The organism is Photobacterium indicum (assembly GCF_003026215.1).
GTDB classification, from domain to species: Bacteria; Pseudomonadota; Gammaproteobacteria; order Enterobacterales; family Vibrionaceae; genus Photobacterium; species Photobacterium indicum.
Map to the genome: position 1 here is coordinate 43,661 of NZ_PYOC01000014.1, position 15,795 is coordinate 59,455.

The window sequence follows — 15,795 nt, forward strand, 5'->3', positions numbered from 1 at the left end:
AGTGAAGTCTTTTTAACAAAAAGAGGGGAAAAGTCGTGTGACAGATGTCCGCATTTTACAATTCATTATCATCTGTGTGTATTTATACATACTTGGTTTTTTCCGGCGGCTTTCGCTTTATACAGTTGTTTATCGGCACGTGCGTAGCAGTTTTTATCGCCATATTGGCAGGGTATAACCCCAATACTTGCGCTGATTGTAATGGCTACATTATGTTCGGTTTTGAATAGTGGTTGTAAAGAAAGCGCAGACAGAATGGCATCGGCGATGGCTTGCGCTTCAGCTTGGTGAATGATGTTTGACCAAATCGCAAATTCTTCACCACCGATACGCCCAATCATATCCTGATCACTGAGGCATGATGTGCACACTTGTGAGAAATACTTGAGGGCATCATCACCCACGACATGGCCATATTGGTCATTAAACTGTTTAAAGTTATCGATATCGAGAATAAACAACCAGCCACGGTGTAACGGTGATTCTGCTGGTCCTGTTGGCTGATGTAATTGGCGTTCAAATTCATCCCAAAAGTAACGGCGGTTTGCCACGTTGGTTAGAGGATCATAATACGCTAATTGTTGGAGCTTTTTATTGGCTTCGGTAAGTGAGAGAGTGCGCGCTTGAACGCGCTCTTCTAACTTCTGGTTTTGTTTTTCGAGCAATGCATTTAAGCGTGCGGTTTCATCTTGATGCGTATTGAGTTGGTCGATGTAAGATTTTAAGTGCTCAATCATCTTATTAAACGAACGTGCTAGTTGACCGAGCTCATCTTGGCGATCAAGGTGTATTTGGTGATTCCATTTACCTTGGCTTATCGCTTCAGCGCTGTGTGTGAGCCGTATGATCGGCGTGAGGATATATTTAGTGCCGTATGAGCCGTAATATATTGCGATGCCAACCAATAGTACTGTAATGATGATGGCAAAATGCATGGTTTCGATAAATTCAGATGTGAAATCGGAAACGGGCGTTAGAAATAATACTAAAATGTCCCGACTATCACTGAGAGGATAATAGGAAGTAAAACAGACCCATTGTTCACCTTCATAGCGAAACTGATACGCTGAGTTGTTTTTGTAATATTCTGCGGGCGAGACTGTTGGCCAAATGGTTTGTAAGAGCGGTGTTTGACCGGATGACACATTGAGCAGTTGTCTATCTTTTGGGGTGTGCTTATCATTCGTACTTGCAATAATCTCGCCTCTTGTATTCATTAAGAGAACTGTACTGTTTGGGCTCAACTTACTTTTCTGTAATTTCTGAGTCACACTATTGAGCGTTAAATCTAGCCCCCACACACCAAGTACTTTACCGTCGGTGTCTTTTAGCACTTTAGAAAGACTAATACCTAAAATATCGTCGATGACACCAGGGTAGATATCACTCCATACCGGCTGGTTTTTTTCTAGTGCCCGCTGATACCAATCACGAGTGCGGGGATCAAAAAAAGTCTTTTGATTTAAGATATGCTCGCCGTTTCCACTGAAATCAGCTTTATAACTACTAATTGGGCCGACGCTAGGTTGATCAGACTCAAGACGTATATATTGTGCATTTTGAGATTTACCCAACGACAGCAAGGCACCTTTATTATTGGCAAAATAGTAATAATCAATATCATGGTGGTGATTCAAGATATTGGCGATATGTGTCAACAGTTTGTCTCGATCGTTGATAGTTTCGGCTAAGTTAATATTTAACCGAGATTGATGTTCATAGACGATTTTGGCTTCGGTGAAAAAATCGTCTAACTGACTTTTAATCACCTCGCTAGAATGGTGATAGAGTTTTTCTATGGTTTTGAACAGTACTTGCTCAGAGCTTGTATACCAAATCAAGCCAATCGGTACAGCTGTAATAAAGACAAACAGAGATAACGTAAACTGAATTCGCCAGCCAAGATTTTTGGTGAAGAATATCAGCATAAGTTGTGAGCCTGAATAATTGTTATCATAGATGCGCTTTTTTACTTCTTTGGTAAGTGAGGAGAGGATATATTTTTGATGTGAACAATTCAAACATGAACTGTCAAAAAAATAACGATACCTCATTTTTATTGACGGTCTATTTATCAGGTAATTAGTTATAGCCGAGTAAATAGCACCAAGGTGTTGGTGGTAAAATATGATAGACATTAAATAGTTTGGCTCAACGTAATTATTTAAGCTGGGGAAACACTAATAATGGCAGTAGATAAACGTGGCTTAAGTGTCTCTAATTCGGGGGGGAATGATGAGAAACCGCGCATAAAGCACGCGGATTATATCAGTTTCAACCTACATGTTGGGCGATGCTTTGCTGGCATTGGGTTTTGATCCGTTTCATTTCAGCTAAAAAAGCGAGGCATTGTGGGCACATTTTAGGGTGCTTATCGGGATGCATAATCTTGGCGTACTTAAGCGCACTTCCATAACTAGAGTGATAACCAATTATAAGTTGTTCGCTAATATAGGTTCCACAGTCGGTACGTTCATTATGTAATAGACTTACGCCAGTCAGGGCACTCTCTTCATCATCCATCCAATAGAACATGATTTCTTACTCGTGTGATTAGGCTAGAGAATATGGTAAGCCATTGACGTAAATTAAAAAGAGAACATCTTTGTTTTGTTTTTTCCTCTTTTAACTCCTCTGATGTAGAGGTGTTTGTCTTGTATGCATTTCTTGAAATAAGGATTCTTCCTACGTAGGTAAGATTCTTATCTCAGTCGCAACGTTAAGTATTGCCTTTAACACTTTTAGTCAATGTTAATCCTTCTAATGAAAGCCTTCAAAGAGGCAACTTCTATTGGCTACGCTAGAGATACGCTTTGTGAAAGGCTTGAATTCTTTTCAAGTAGCTAAACAAAGTTGTCATTTTCACTCTTTTTTTGTGGGTGTAACCTGCAAGTTGTATTAAGGGCTTAATCTATGAAATTCATTGGTATAACCAACCGATTGCTCATGATCGGTGCGGTATGTATGTTGTCGTTTTTTTATTCAGGTGCTTCAGTTGCGTTTGTTGAGCCGCCCAATACACTGCAATTTACCTTGGAAGGTTGCCGAAATGATGGCTCTCCATTGATAACGCCTGGTGGTACATTACCGAATACGGATGGCAATTTTACCTGCCAAGATGTGAATAGCTTAGGGGGGAATGACACACCCTATACGTCAGGGAACTTAGGGAAAGGATGGCATGAGCTGGATTTGGTTCCACATCGCTTAATAACGAAAAATAATCAAAATGGTACAAATGCACAGTACAACGTGCTCATTGCTGCCGATAATGCACTTAATAGTGTAGAAGGGTATGACCAAATTTTTGATGTGCAAATTATCACACCCCCCAGTGACTCGTTAAATGTATTCTCCGACCCTTCATGTAGCTTAATCGTTGGTCCGCAATTGATTGATCAGACTGGTACAGTAACGGGCGGTATTGATGATGTTATTTATCGCGAACTGACGATCTCTCAAAATGCGAATACAACGTGTGTGATTGATTGGGCTAGCCGTTTGGCTATCGGTGCCAGCCAATTTAGTGGCTCATCACTGCAAGCGTATATGTTTGAATCGGAAGATTTTACAAAAGGAAAGCGAACAGTACCCATTCCAGTCAAAGATATCGTTGCAACATCGCTGCGCAAAGACATGACCGCGACACAAGGTGGTGGTGATATTTGGAATGTTACCAAGCAAGCCTCACCGACAGCAGTAAACCTTGGTGATACTTGTGACACTTCTGTAACCAATGAGCAAGATGTTGAAATTAGGGTTGAATGGAGCGTTATTCCAAGCGAGGCAGGGGAAGTATTGGTGGTCACCAATATTTATGCCACAAACCCGGCAGCACGTGCTATTACGATCAATGTAAAAGATGTCATCAGTGGTAATTTAGGTAATGGCATAATCGAGTTAGATGATGCAGAGTCTGGTGATGTTACGTTACCACCGAATCAAGACGTGAATGTACTTATACATACATTTTCTGCTGCTGCAGGTGTGACTGATTTAAGTGATACTGTGGCTGCTACATATTCGGACCCTGCATCTTCAGGTTTAGCGCCTTTACCTATTACAGGTCAAACAAGTGCCAGCTTTGACTTAGATACTGATGGTGCTGGTATTCAGCCAGGCTCTCAAGACAATACAACAGCCGTGATTACCGACACTGAAACAATTACAGGGAATGGGCTAAGTTATGCTGCATTGGGTACGGCAGCAGGTAGTGCTAATGGTGATTTTACCCTCGATGGTGTGGCTTATACATTAGCGACTCTTTTAGATCAGAATAATGAGAATTTATTATGGACATCAGCTACTCAGTCTGCTGCGAACGCTGTTGTCTTTAATAAGCGCGTCTCTGTACCTGCTGCGACAGTAACATCAGGTATTTTGTCTGACTGGGCATTGTTAACTGCATCTGACGGTGCAACAGCATCTAGCGGGTCTAGTGAAAGCCCTGTGAATATTTCAATTGTTAGTACTGCACTTATTGATTTGATGGTATCAGTTGAAATTCCTGCTTTAGCTCCATCTGAAACGTTGACATGTGAGGTTGAAGTTAAAAATAGCAGCAACGTAGTTGCTGATACGTTAACGTATATGTTTGATGACAATAACAATATACTTTCTATGGATGCCAGCAATCTTATTCCTGACGTATATACGCTGAGTGTTAGCTCCTGTGGAACATTAGTTGTCGATGGACCTGCGATTCAAACCGTTGATCTTACGTTACCGGCACAGCCTACGATTGATGACTGTTCGGATACCGCAAGTTTTGTTTTGATTAAACCGGAGGTTGATGCACCAGTATTAGTATCGGTGAATAAAGTTACCCTGCCCGCAGGGCTTGAAAATGGCTGGGAAATGACGTTAACAGGTAGCCCACTTACAGGCTCAGTAGAATTAATTACCGCCGATAATGACGCATCTGCTTTTGAACTCTTTCAAGGTGATGCTAGTCCTCTGGAGTTGGTACCAGGTGACTATACAATAACTGAAAGCCTTAAGCCTGGCTGGGAGCAAATATCCAGTACTGGGTGTGAGTTTACAGTGACGGAAAATGATGTAGGAACAACTAAGGCATGTTCGTTCACTAATCGACAATTTGGTACCATTATTATTCATAAAGTGACCGAGCCTAGTGGCGGAGAAGGTTTTGGTTTTACACATAATATTGGTGATGCGGGAACAGCATTTACCTTAAATGACGCCAATAACCAAACTTTCATGAATGTACCTGCTGGTAGTTATACCGTAACAGAAGATAATCCGGCTCCTACTTACTCATTATCTAATCTTGTTTGTACCGAGGGTACTCAAAACTCGTCAGTGGATGTGAACAATCGTAGAGTGAATATAGAGTTAGACCCAGGTGAAACCGTAGAATGTACATTTACCAATAGCGAAAAAGGCATGGTGGAAGTACTTAAGTTAACTAAAGGATATGAAACCAATGATGTTTGGGACTTTACACTAACGGGGCCGGGGGTGAATGTGTCGGCGTCTACGCCTCCTACGCGTTTAGATTTCGGTGGCGTAAAATTGGACTCTGGCGTCGAATATACTTTATGTGAAGTGAATATTCCGTTTGGTTGGCGTCCAATTTGGCGAGTTAATACCGATGGTAGCGCAGAGACATCAATTGCTTACACTGAAGATACTAGTTCTGTGATTGAACCTGAGTTGGGTTATAGCGAAGTGTTCAATCCAAATGCTGATACCTCTGTCGATTATAAAAGCACCAGTACCTATTGTGTAAACTTCATGGTTGATAATGGGCAAGCGCTAGTGTTCGAGCTGAATAATGTGAAGTACTACAAGGTGGCTAGCCATCCGCCGCAGGAAGAGGTCTGCTATGTGATGAAGCAAGGTTACGAAGTGACGGAAAACTACATTGCAAATAATGCATACAATGTAGGATATATGCGTATTGATAGCTGTGAGTTACTTTCTACACTTTTTAATAGCCATTATTACAATAATCGACGCTTACCTGCTCATTATTTAGCTGGTAAACTATTAAAAGCGAAAGTGTATCAATCATTAGGTTACGCGATGTGTGATAAATCCTCTCGTCTTATGCAAGACGGTCAAAACTTATTGCTGCATGTAGGGTACGATGGATCTTATGGCTATATGCCTCGAAAATATGCGAGGACTGCAAAGAAGTTGGCGTTAGCACTGAATAAATATAGTAGAGGCAGAATGTGTCGATAGTGGGTAGGTACATATATAATGTATTAATTGCAAATTATCATACAAACAAATAGAAGGAGGCTAATATGCCTCCTTTTCTTTTGGGATCTACGATAAGAATTGTAGCGATAGTGAGCTATACCAACTTAGATAAGTATTAGTCTGTTTATTTTTGAATCTTTATAGGTTATTGATATAGAAAATGATATTTTAATCATTCTATGATTTCTCTGTCTAAGTTGATGAAAAATGAGTGAAAGATACTTAAAAGGTGCCGAAAAGCTGAATGAATTAGAGCCTAATGGCGCTAATAATTTAATAGATACTTTTAGTGAGGTCTGCCCTGATCTTGCGAAGTATACAATTGAGTATCCTTTTGGCGATATATTGCAGCGAGATGGGCTGGATTACCGTACGCGTGAGCTTGTAACAATTGCTGCTTTAACCACACTTGGAAACTGCCAGCCACAGCTTAATGGGCATATTAATGGTGCTTTGAATATAGGTTGTACTCAGAAGGAAATTACTGAGGTTATCCTTCAAATGTCAGTGTATGCAGGTTTTCCAGCTGCAATAAACGGAATGACTGTTGCGAAAGAAGTGTTTGAATCTCGTGATGAAATGCCTGTATAAAAATCAAACACACACTATTTCTCAGTAGATTGGGTTTGAATAAGCTTTGTTATTATAGTGTTTAGGTTAATTTGTGGCGTAATTGCGCCACAAATTACAGGCGGTAGTTGAATGGAGTCATGTATGTCATCAATCCCCCAGAATAAAGATGAGTTAATCAATGCAATCATCTTTGTATCGGGAAGGTTGTTAGATGATTACCGTTCAATTCCTGATGAATTGTCGAGAACAATTGCGATAGAAGGGAATGTTAAAGGTACGGCTATTAGTGTTTGCGATACGCTTGCATATTTGATTGGCTGGGGGAAACTTATCTTGAAGTGGTATTCACTGCAATCACAGGGGCAAAGCGTCGATTTCCCAGAGACTGGCTACAAATGGAATCAACTAGGATTATTGGCACAGAGTTTTCAAAAAGATTATAAAAATTGGGATTACTTGAGCTTACAAAGTGAGTTCACAGCGACAACGCAAGATATTTTACTGCTACTGGCTAGTCTTGATAACCATGCTCTTTATGGTGTGGCTTGGTATGAAAAGTGGACACTTGGACGTATGATTCAGTTTAATACATCATCACCAATGAAAAATGTGCGAATCAAGGTTAGACGATTCAAAAAAATAAATGGGATCAAGTGAGTATATTAGGGTAATAACGATCATATTGATGCTTTCACATGGAGATTAGAGAGTATTATGGTTTTTAGGTATTTGATAACACTTTAGGAAAGTGGGCGATGGATTATTTGTTGGTTGTTACTCATGTTGTTCTGATCTGGATATTAGCAGTTATTACCCCAGGGGCTAATGTGCTGCTTACCATTAATACTGCACTGCATTATGATCGCAAACTTGCAACGTTTTCAGCCTTTGGGGTCAGCTCTGCGATATTGTTATGGGCGCTCTTTGGAGGTTCAGGACTCGTCATTCTATTTTCTCTTTTCCCTCAATTATTTTGGGTAATGAAGTTCTGTGGTGGAAGTTACTTACTTTATCTAGGCATACGTCAGATTTACCGTGCACGATTAGATAAAAATAGGGCAAATACGACAGATGTTCATCAAGCAGTACTTCCCTCAAAACGAAAGATCTTTTTTTCTGCATTTATCACCAGTATTTTAAACCCAAAAACTGGTTTCTTTGTCGTTAGTTTATTCAGTGTTTCAATGCCTCAAGAGGTTAGTGTGGGGTTGATGTTTACTATTATGTTAATAATGTCATCAATTACACTATGCTGGCACCTTACCCTTGCTGCTATTTTTTCGCACAACTCAGCGAAAGGAGCATATAGCCGAATATCAGGTATTGTTGATTATATTACTGGTGGTCTATTTGCAATGTTTGGCTTAAGAATCATGATGTCTTAGAAAGCAAACTACAAGTGTATTTTAAAAGGTAATAAGGCTTGAACAACCATCAAGTTTCTCTGATGAAGCGAGTGTGATAATACCCACATAAGTTATTGGTCGTGTTTTCATTGCCATTCCTTTTTTAGTGACACTGTCACACTGGTTGGTGTTGTGCTCTGAAATTAGCCATTAATCGTTTCTTTATTAAACAAGGGATAGGTGTATTCTCTATTTGATGTCTAAAAATGTATACAGTAGCTCGTTTTAATATATTGAGCAGTGTGCATATTGACAGATTAATATATTATTAATCACAGTGAATATAATGAGCTACAAGGTTGTTTAATATAATGCGTATTGGTGTATTACTCGGGGGCGAATCTAGCGAAAGATCTGTCTCCTTAAAATCAGGTGAATGTGTTGTAAAAGCGATTGAATCGCTGGGCCATGAAGCTATTTCAATTGATCCTAAGCACATTGATGTCACCCTGATGGGTTTCTTTAAACTGGATAAAGTGTTCATTGCGTTACATGGTGGAATAGGGGAAAGCGGGCATATTCAGGCATTGTTAGATTTGCTTAAAATTCCTTATACCGGCAGTGGTACTTTAGCCTCTGCAATGTCTTTAAATAAACTCAATAGTAAAGAAATTTGGCAAAGTAATAGTTTAAAGAGTGCTGATTGGGTAACCCTTCATAAGCATGCACCGATAGAAGACATTAAAGCACAGTTGTCGAGTGTTGTTTGCCCTGTCGTAGTTAAGCCTATATCTCAAGGATGCAGCATTGGTGTGTCAAAGGTAGACAATAATGCTGACCTTTTAGAGGCGGTGATTACTGCCTTTGAATATGACGATGATATTTTGATTGAATCCTTTATTGCTGGTCGTGAATATACGTGTGCAGTGCTTAATGGTAAACCATTACCCATTGTTCAAATTCGGTCTGAGCAATTTTTTGATTATGACGCGAAATTTGGCAGTCAGAGTGCGACTTATCATTGTCCTAGTGATCTAACGAGCGAACAAGAACGCGATATGCAAGTATTAGCGTTAAACGCATATAATGCCCTTGGATGTCGTGGCTGGGGTCGGGTAGATACTATTTTGGATGAATCTGGCGACGTTTTTTTGATTGAAATGAACACCATTCCAGGAATGACAACACGCAGTGTATTTCCAATGGCTGCAAAAGAAGCCGGGTTAAGCTTTGAGCAGGTTATTTCATCATTACTCGATTCTGCAAAATATGACGATATTTGTTAAGTCATGCCTCGCATTGCGTGTTGACTAAATGCTGATTGCTATAAAACAAAAAGGGTATCGTTAGATACCCTTTTAAGATCACTAATTAATTAGCGAATTATGCGATTTCAACGTTTGCAGCTTGAGGGCCTTTTTGGCCTTGCTCAACGTCAAAAGATACTTTCTGACCTTCAGCTAGAGATTTGAATCCGTCACCAGTGATTGCACGGAAGTGAACGAATACGTCAGCACCGCCGTTATCTTGAGTGATGAAGCCGAAACCTTTCTCGTCGTTAAACCACTTAACGATACCTGTTGTTTTAGACATTTTATGTCTCCTGAATTTGTATTGTGTTATTACGCATTATTGCGCACTTAAGCCAACATAATGTATTACTTATGGACAAAAGAAGTTTGAAGCTCTTCAGGACAACAACACTTATTACTAAGTAGCGGAACGAAGTTTTCTATTTCAATTTGCGGCATAAATATTTCTGCATTACAAGCCGAACTCCATTAAGCCATAGGCTAGGAAGAGGGGCAAGGGGTTACAAATAGTTTAAATAACTTATCATCAGAAATGTGACAAAAATAACGTTTGTCCGTATCAAAAAGCGTATTAATTTATGAGGTTAGACCAGAAATGTGATGAAAATAATGGGTTGGGTCAAGGTTGTTAATTAATTTGGAGAAACAACGGAAAAAAGGGCTAAAAAGCCCTATTTTATAAACTGTTATATAAAATATATCTACAATTAGATAGCTTCTACATTTGCAGCTTGTAAACCCTTTGGTCCTTGTTCAGTTTCATAAGAAACCTTCTGGCCTTCGGCTAGTGTTTTAAAGCCGTCACCCGTAATGGCACGAAAATGAACGAATACGTCAGCACCGCCGTTATCCTGTGTGATGAAACCGAAACCTTTTTCTTCATTGAACCACTTAACGGTACCTGTTGCTTTAGACATGTTGTCTCCTGATTTTTCTACATCAACTGTTATAGGCAATAATCATTTAACGGATAGTGCAAATTGAAATGGTGAATATCTTCAAGATAACTAATCTATAGTAGAAATGTTACACGAAGCTTTCATTGTTCAGATTGCGATATAACTGTCAAAAACGTATTAACCTATTAGAAGAGTAGGCACTCATATGCCAAATGCAAATAATTGTGTGAAGATTTTGTGGGTTAATTCACATATCGGTAGGCATGAATGTCTAAATTTTAGTGGTGTCTACGTTTGTCATAATCATTTGTTACAATACCTCGATTATCTTGAACGAAATCAAGGAAGCTATTTTAAAATCAGTAGATTCTAGTAGGCACTAATTAGATGCAATTTGAATATATTTTCCGTAAAAAGCATAATGCTGGTGGTATTGCTTGAGGTTTTATACGAATTTCTGTTATAACGATTTCAGTGATAATGAACTGAGTGATTAAGTGATCTGTTGGTGTGTTTATAACCGCCGAATAAGATCTTGCATTAAGTCAGTTCAAATAGATTTATATTTTTATTAAGGGACACAAAATGAACAATATCCTTGAGCTAGTGCGCCAAACACGTCGTAAAAACAAATTGAAGCGTGAAATTCTTGATAACGACCGTAAAATCCGTGACAACCGTAAGCGTGTTGAATTGCTAGAAAACTTATTGGACTACATTCGCCCAGATATGAGCCAAGAAGCGATTCTAGAGATTGTTGAAAACATGAAGGGTGATTATGAAGATCGTGTTGACGACCACATCATCGTTAGCGCAGAGCTTTCTAAAGAGCGTCGTGAAGTAAGCAAGAATGTAAAAGATCTTAAGAAAGCAGAAATTGCACACAAATAACAGATGCTTACCACTAGATAATAGTATTAAGGTCTGAGTTGTGTAAAATTAGTGCGAGATATAAGTCTGATCATGATCAGGCTTTTTTTTTCGCTTTTTTTAAGGTTAAGCAGTTAAACTTATACATTAGTAATCATTGCATCAAATAATAAGTAAATTTGTAGCATTTGTGGGGATGTAAATTTGATAAAACGCTGGGCTTGTTTCGTACTGTCATTACCTGTATTCGCATTCGCGGGTGATGAGGGATCTAACGTAGAGCAAGAAAACGCCAAGAAAACAGGCTTTGTATCTTTGCAAGAGCTGCGTGATAAGCGAGATGAAGAACAAGATTGGGGTATTGCTGCTGCTGTTCGAGTGGCGTCTATCCCGTATTCAACGAGTAGCGCAGTTGCAGATAGTACTGTTAGTACGTTTGTACCCATGATGTTTTATCAAGGTGATAGGTTTTTTGTTTACGGCACCGAGGGCGGGTTAAACCTATACCGAGAAGATGAGTGGGAAGTGAATGCACTTATTCGAATGCATTTTATTGATTTACCTTCATCATTTCAAAACGAAATAGGCGGCGACAGTGGCGATGGTGGGCTGCGGTTTAAGTTTAATATTGATGAGAATATCTATTCTAAAGTGGATTTAATGTTCGACTCAAATATGCGTTTTCATTCTGTGGCCACGATTGGTGCGCGTTACGACGAAGGGAACTGGTTAGTTCAACCAAGTGCTTCATTAATTTGGAAAGAATCGGATTATAACTCATACTATTATGGTTTGAATCATGAATCTATAGACGGCGGCATTGATTTAAAGCTTGGCACTACAGCGCGTTATCATGTCGCGTCTAATTTGTATTTATTGGGCGGTGCATACGCGAGACGTTTCGATAGCAATGTACAAGATTCAGCGACGATTGATGCTGATTGGCAAGGTGAATTATATGCAGGCTTTGGTTTCTTCCGTGATGACAGTAAACCTGCAAAATCATCAATATCAAACAAATCATATTGGCGTATAGCTCATGGTTGGGCAACACCTTCTAACATTGGCGATATTTTTAAGTTTAACCGTGAAAAAGATGAATTTGATAATAAGCTCACGTCTATTTTCTATGGGCACCCGCTTACTGATGAACTATTTGGTTTACCGCTAGATATCTATTTAACGCCTGGTGTTGCGTGGCATTGGGAATCTGATGTACAAAGTTCATCGCAAGAATATGTTCTCGCGATTAAAGCCTATTATACTTTCGATTGGCCTGTGCAATGGCGTTTTGGTTTAGCTGAAGGTTTATCTTATGCAAGTCAGATTACCTATATCGAAGGCAGTGAAATGGAGCGTAAGGGCTACGAGCCAAGTAAGTTATTAAACTACCTTGATTTTTCTTTTGATGTAAACCTTGGCGATATCTTTAATGAGAAGTCGATGGATAATGTCTGGGTGGGATATAGTTTGCATCACCGTTCTGCAATCTTTGAATCTGCTTCTCAGTTTGGCAGAATTAAAGGCGGCAGTAATTACAATACTGTTTACGTTCAGTTCGGCTTTTAACCTGATACGAGTATCTTGATATAACTGGGTATATAGAGTTCCAAGAGCGGGCTAATTTATTACAATAAGCCATGCAGAATATCAATCATTTACGTAAATTGAATGTAGCATGGCTTTTTGAGCGATAGGTTAAGGTTATTCAGTATAGGGAAGATACCCTGTAAAGCCGCAGATTTTCCAACCAGCGTCTGTATTTTTTAGGTAGTATAGCGTTTGCCATAATAGCTCATCATAAAAATAAAAAAGCCTTATCGAACAATGTGATCCGATAAGGCAAAAGCTAAAATAATTCTTAGCAGGCAATTTAATTGGTTATCTAAAAGTCATTGGTAGCATCAATGCTTATGCACTGATTTTGTCTAAAGCAGATTTAGCGTCTGTAATGCCTTTAGCTGCCATATCATCACCCATCGCGAGTGCTTCACCGTAAACAAACTCAACATCGGTTAAGCCAATGAAACCAAGAATTGTTTTAAGGTATGGCACCATTGTATCGGTAGGGCCATCTTTGTGCATGCCGCCACGAGTTGTTACAACAATCACTTTTTTACCTGTAATTAACCCTACAGGACCATTTTCAGTATATGAAAAGGTAACACCTGCACGTGCAATAATATCGAACCAGTTTTTAAGTTGAGTAGGCACAGAGAAGTTATACATTGGTGCAGCAATAACGATTGTATCGCTGTTTTGTAATTCGTTGATAAGCATATCTGATAGTGCAAGGGCTTCTTCTTGACGAGCAGTCAGTGTATCACCACCACGTAAACCACCTGCAATCTCTCCATCTAATACTGGAATAGGTGTTGCGACTAAATCACGCTCAATCACAGAACTGACACTATCTCCCCATGAAGAAACAAGATGCTCGATAAGGCCATTTGATTGTGAGTAGTCACCAAGAATGCTTGATTTAAGTACGAGTACATTAGACATGTTGTATTCCTTATTCGGTATTAGCTGTTTGCTATGGGGTTAACTATAAAAGGGGGAAGCACTAGAAGATAGCGGAAAAAATTGTGTGTCTTATTCAAAAAAATAGAACGTCATTGTTTGGTCGTAATTATTGTTAATAATCAGATTGTTACTTTTTAATTTGTTGGGTATAAGACGCAAAGTTCTGAAGGTTAAAGCATGCGAAGACTGGTTTGGTCAGAAATTATGAGCTGTATTCATTAATGTAATGCAGATTGTTTAGCCAAAAAGCTAAAAGCATATTTATGAAAGGTGAAAAACAGACAAAAAATAGCCCGAAACGACTCCTGTCTCGGGCTTAGGGGAATGGCTCGTGAGAGCCTTGCGCTAACTGGTTAATATATGGTTATCGATTACACTATCAATGTTAGCTCACACATTATAATTTGCCAGTTTAACTAATGAGAATGTAGATTAGCTGCACATTACTTCCCGTTTGTTGCCTTCTAGATTGGTTGATGGCCAGAGGCTTATCTAGATGGCATTAAATATCGAATAAGTTGGTATCACGGACCAATTCACGTGGAAGACCATTTTTAATTCGGTTGCCTACCCATTTGCCTATACCGATAGGGTAATCGCGGTAAGTCACAATGACCTCACCTTTACCTAAAAGGTTTTCTGGGCGAATATCTCTTCCCATGAACCATTCTTTAGCTTGCTCTGGAGTTAAATCGATCGCAACGTCTTCTTTTCCAGTTGCAAGAGTCATAACTGCTTCATGTTGCCAGCGGTAACCTTTTTTGTGCTGCTCTGCTAATTTAACACCCATGCGTTGGAATCGTATTTCACCAATAAGTGGACGCAGGTTCACAGGGAATAGCCATACTTCTTTCTCTCGTATCCAGACATCACTTTCTGCCGGTAGAGTAATACTCAGTGTAGCTTGAAGCTGTTCTGCAATTGTGGCTTTATCGGCATCTGTAACAATAGTGAATGGGAATTTACCCATACGCTTTTTAACTTTAGGTGTTTCAACAGCTGCATGTTTACGAATACGGGCAACAAAGAAGCCTTCACTGTCGAAGACTTGAGGATAAACGTGTAAAAAGCCTTCCTTTGTTAAGGACTTTTCAGCACCTTCAAATAGGTCGCCTAATGGCTCAAATTCAACGGCATCACCAAATGTTTCTTTCAGAAAATGGCAGACGTGCTGATTTTCGCTAAGGTTAAGTGTACACGTTGAATACACCATCATGCCGCCTGTTTTCAGCGCCTGAAAGGCACTAATAATAAGGTTTCGTTGAATGGCTGCGATGTCTTCAATGGAACTTAGGCTCCAGTTCGCCATTGCATCGCTGTCTTTACGAATAGCGCCTTCACCTGAACAAGGCGCATCAAGCAAAATAGTATCAAATGATTCTGGGGCCCAACCACCAAACACACAGCCGTCAAAGTGGGTGAGTGCTGCATTGTAAACGCCACAACGTTGTAGGTTCGCATGAAGCACTTTAATACGGCTTGCTGCTAATTCATTTGCCACTAATGCGCCACGGTTTTGCATTGCACAAGCAATTTGCGTCGTTTTTGAACCGGGAGCTGATGCCATATCAAGTACACAATCTAACGCATCGTTATCTTTTAATAATGCAGTTACAGGCATCATAGAGCTTGCTTCTTGAATATAGAACAAGCCAGCCATGTGCTCTGCTGTATTACCTAACGATACCGATTTTTCATCTTCTCGTTCAATCCAAAACCCTGTGTCACACCATGGTACTGGTGTTAACGTCCAATCTTTATCAGACACACGAACAAGAAAATCTTCAACGCTAATTTTTAATGTATTCACGCGAATACTACGGCGTAAAGGTGTTCTACATGATGCGATAAATTCATCCATGCTTAGGTGCTCTGGTATGATTTCACGGATCATTTCAATAAATGTGTCTGGGATATAGGTTTTAGGATTCAAGAGACTATCTCGATTAACTAGCAATGGGGCGAGATTCTATACCAAATAGTAGGAATAATCGAACGCTCAAGCTTGATTGAACAGGTTTTTAATCAAGTAGGTAG

At 39.6% G+C, this 15,795-nt stretch carries 13 protein-coding genes; 7 read left to right on the forward strand and 6 right to left on the reverse strand.

The window, feature by feature from the left end:
* Positions 1-68: 68 nt before the first annotated feature.
* Both C9J47_RS23425 and C9J47_RS23430 read right to left on the reverse strand, forming a co-directional pair.
* Positions 69-1,928, reverse strand: a complete 1,860-nt coding sequence (locus tag C9J47_RS23425) for a diguanylate cyclase domain-containing protein (RefSeq protein ID WP_107255661.1) — start codon at positions 1,926-1,928, stop codon at positions 69-71.
* Positions 1,929-2,274: 346 nt separating this feature from the next.
* A complete protein-coding gene (locus C9J47_RS23430; RefSeq protein ID WP_107255662.1) occupies positions 2,275-2,535 on the reverse strand; it encodes a hypothetical protein in 261 nt (86 codons plus the stop codon).
* A gap of 378 nt (positions 2,536-2,913) precedes the next feature.
* Here C9J47_RS23430 and C9J47_RS23435 point away from each other — a divergent pair, with 378 nt between their 5' ends.
* The 5 genes from C9J47_RS23435 (at position 2,914) to C9J47_RS23455 (ending at position 9,436) form a co-directional block, all read left to right on the forward strand.
* Positions 2,914-6,210: a prealbumin-like fold domain-containing protein gene (locus tag C9J47_RS23435; protein WP_107255663.1), complete on the forward strand. Its 3,297-nt coding sequence runs from the start codon at positions 2,914-2,916 to the stop codon at positions 6,208-6,210.
* Positions 6,211-6,438: 228 nt separating this feature from the next.
* A complete protein-coding gene (locus C9J47_RS23440; RefSeq protein WP_107255664.1) occupies positions 6,439-6,822 on the forward strand; it encodes a carboxymuconolactone decarboxylase family protein in 384 nt (127 codons plus the stop codon).
* Positions 6,823-6,945: 123 nt separating this feature from the next.
* Positions 6,946-7,461 carry a ClbS/DfsB family four-helix bundle protein gene (locus tag C9J47_RS23445; protein ID WP_107255665.1) on the forward strand — a complete coding sequence of 172 codons (516 nt, stop codon included), beginning with the start codon at positions 6,946-6,948 and terminating at the stop codon, positions 7,459-7,461.
* 98 nt (positions 7,462-7,559) lie between these two features.
* The gene (locus C9J47_RS23450; protein WP_107255666.1) at positions 7,560-8,189 is read left to right on the forward strand and encodes a LysE family translocator; all 630 of its coding nucleotides are present in this window, start codon (positions 7,560-7,562) and stop codon (positions 8,187-8,189) included.
* A 332-nt stretch (positions 8,190-8,521) separates the two neighbouring features.
* The gene (locus C9J47_RS23455; protein ID WP_107255667.1) at positions 8,522-9,436 is read left to right on the forward strand and encodes a D-alanine--D-alanine ligase; all 915 of its coding nucleotides are present in this window, start codon (positions 8,522-8,524) and stop codon (positions 9,434-9,436) included.
* A gap of 97 nt (positions 9,437-9,533) precedes the next feature.
* On the opposite strand, the gene cspE (C9J47_RS23460) is transcribed toward C9J47_RS23455, so the two are convergent.
* Both cspE (C9J47_RS23460) and cspE (C9J47_RS23465) read right to left on the reverse strand, forming a co-directional pair.
* Positions 9,534-9,743: a transcription antiterminator/RNA stability regulator CspE gene (gene cspE / locus C9J47_RS23460; RefSeq protein ID WP_006231983.1), complete on the reverse strand. Its 210-nt coding sequence runs from the start codon at positions 9,741-9,743 to the stop codon at positions 9,534-9,536.
* A gap of 427 nt (positions 9,744-10,170) precedes the next feature.
* On the reverse strand, positions 10,171-10,380 hold the full coding sequence (gene cspE / locus C9J47_RS23465; protein WP_006231982.1) for a transcription antiterminator/RNA stability regulator CspE: 210 nt from the start codon (positions 10,378-10,380) through the stop codon (positions 10,171-10,173).
* A gap of 567 nt (positions 10,381-10,947) precedes the next feature.
* Between cspE (C9J47_RS23465) and C9J47_RS23470 the strand changes: the two genes are divergently transcribed.
* Positions 10,948-11,253 carry a DUF496 family protein gene (locus C9J47_RS23470; protein ID WP_006231981.1) on the forward strand — a complete coding sequence of 102 codons (306 nt, stop codon included), beginning with the start codon at positions 10,948-10,950 and terminating at the stop codon, positions 11,251-11,253.
* 294 nt (positions 11,254-11,547) lie between these two features.
* Positions 11,548-12,801: a MipA/OmpV family protein gene (locus C9J47_RS23475; RefSeq protein WP_245903599.1), complete on the forward strand. Its 1,254-nt coding sequence runs from the start codon at positions 11,548-11,550 to the stop codon at positions 12,799-12,801.
* Positions 12,802-13,143: 342 nt separating this feature from the next.
* Here the strand turns inward: C9J47_RS23475 and C9J47_RS23480 are convergent, their stop codons facing one another.
* Together C9J47_RS23480 and rsmF are read right to left on the reverse strand one after the other, a co-directional pair.
* Positions 13,144-13,737, reverse strand: a complete 594-nt coding sequence (locus C9J47_RS23480) for an FMN-dependent NADH-azoreductase (RefSeq protein ID WP_107255669.1) — start codon at positions 13,735-13,737, stop codon at positions 13,144-13,146.
* Positions 13,738-14,260: 523 nt separating this feature from the next.
* Positions 14,261-15,691 carry a 16S rRNA (cytosine(1407)-C(5))-methyltransferase RsmF gene (gene rsmF, locus C9J47_RS23485; RefSeq protein WP_107255670.1) on the reverse strand — a complete coding sequence of 477 codons (1,431 nt, stop codon included), beginning with the start codon at positions 15,689-15,691 and terminating at the stop codon, positions 14,261-14,263.
* Positions 15,692-15,795: the final 104 nt, after the last annotated feature.

Excerpts from the sequence above, each read along its gene's own strand:
- C9J47_RS23450 (WP_107255666.1), top strand. The coding sequence starts at position 7,560 with ATGGATTATTTGTTGGTTGTTACTCATGTTGTTCTGATCTGGATATTA.
- C9J47_RS23440 (WP_107255664.1), top strand. The coding sequence starts at position 6,439 with ATGAGTGAAAGATACTTAAAAGGTGCCGAAAAGCTGAATGAATTAGAG.
- cspE (WP_006231982.1), bottom strand. The coding sequence starts at position 10,380 with ATGTCTAAAGCAACAGGTACCGTTAAGTGGTTCAATGAAGAAAAAGGT.
- C9J47_RS23425 (WP_107255661.1), bottom strand. The coding sequence starts at position 1,928 with ATGCTGATATTCTTCACCAAAAATCTTGGCTGGCGAATTCAGTTTACG.
- C9J47_RS23445 (WP_107255665.1), top strand. The coding sequence starts at position 6,946 with ATGTCATCAATCCCCCAGAATAAAGATGAGTTAATCAATGCAATCATC.
- C9J47_RS23430 (WP_107255662.1), bottom strand. The coding sequence starts at position 2,535 with ATGTTCTATTGGATGGATGATGAAGAGAGTGCCCTGACTGGCGTAAGT.
- C9J47_RS23435 (WP_107255663.1), top strand. The coding sequence starts at position 2,914 with ATGAAATTCATTGGTATAACCAACCGATTGCTCATGATCGGTGCGGTA.
- C9J47_RS23455 (WP_107255667.1), top strand. The coding sequence starts at position 8,522 with ATGCGTATTGGTGTATTACTCGGGGGCGAATCTAGCGAAAGATCTGTC.
- cspE (WP_006231983.1), bottom strand. The coding sequence starts at position 9,743 with ATGTCTAAAACAACAGGTATCGTTAAGTGGTTTAACGACGAGAAAGGT.
- C9J47_RS23470 (WP_006231981.1), top strand. The coding sequence starts at position 10,948 with ATGAACAATATCCTTGAGCTAGTGCGCCAAACACGTCGTAAAAACAAA.
- C9J47_RS23480 (WP_107255669.1), bottom strand. The coding sequence starts at position 13,737 with ATGTCTAATGTACTCGTACTTAAATCAAGCATTCTTGGTGACTACTCA.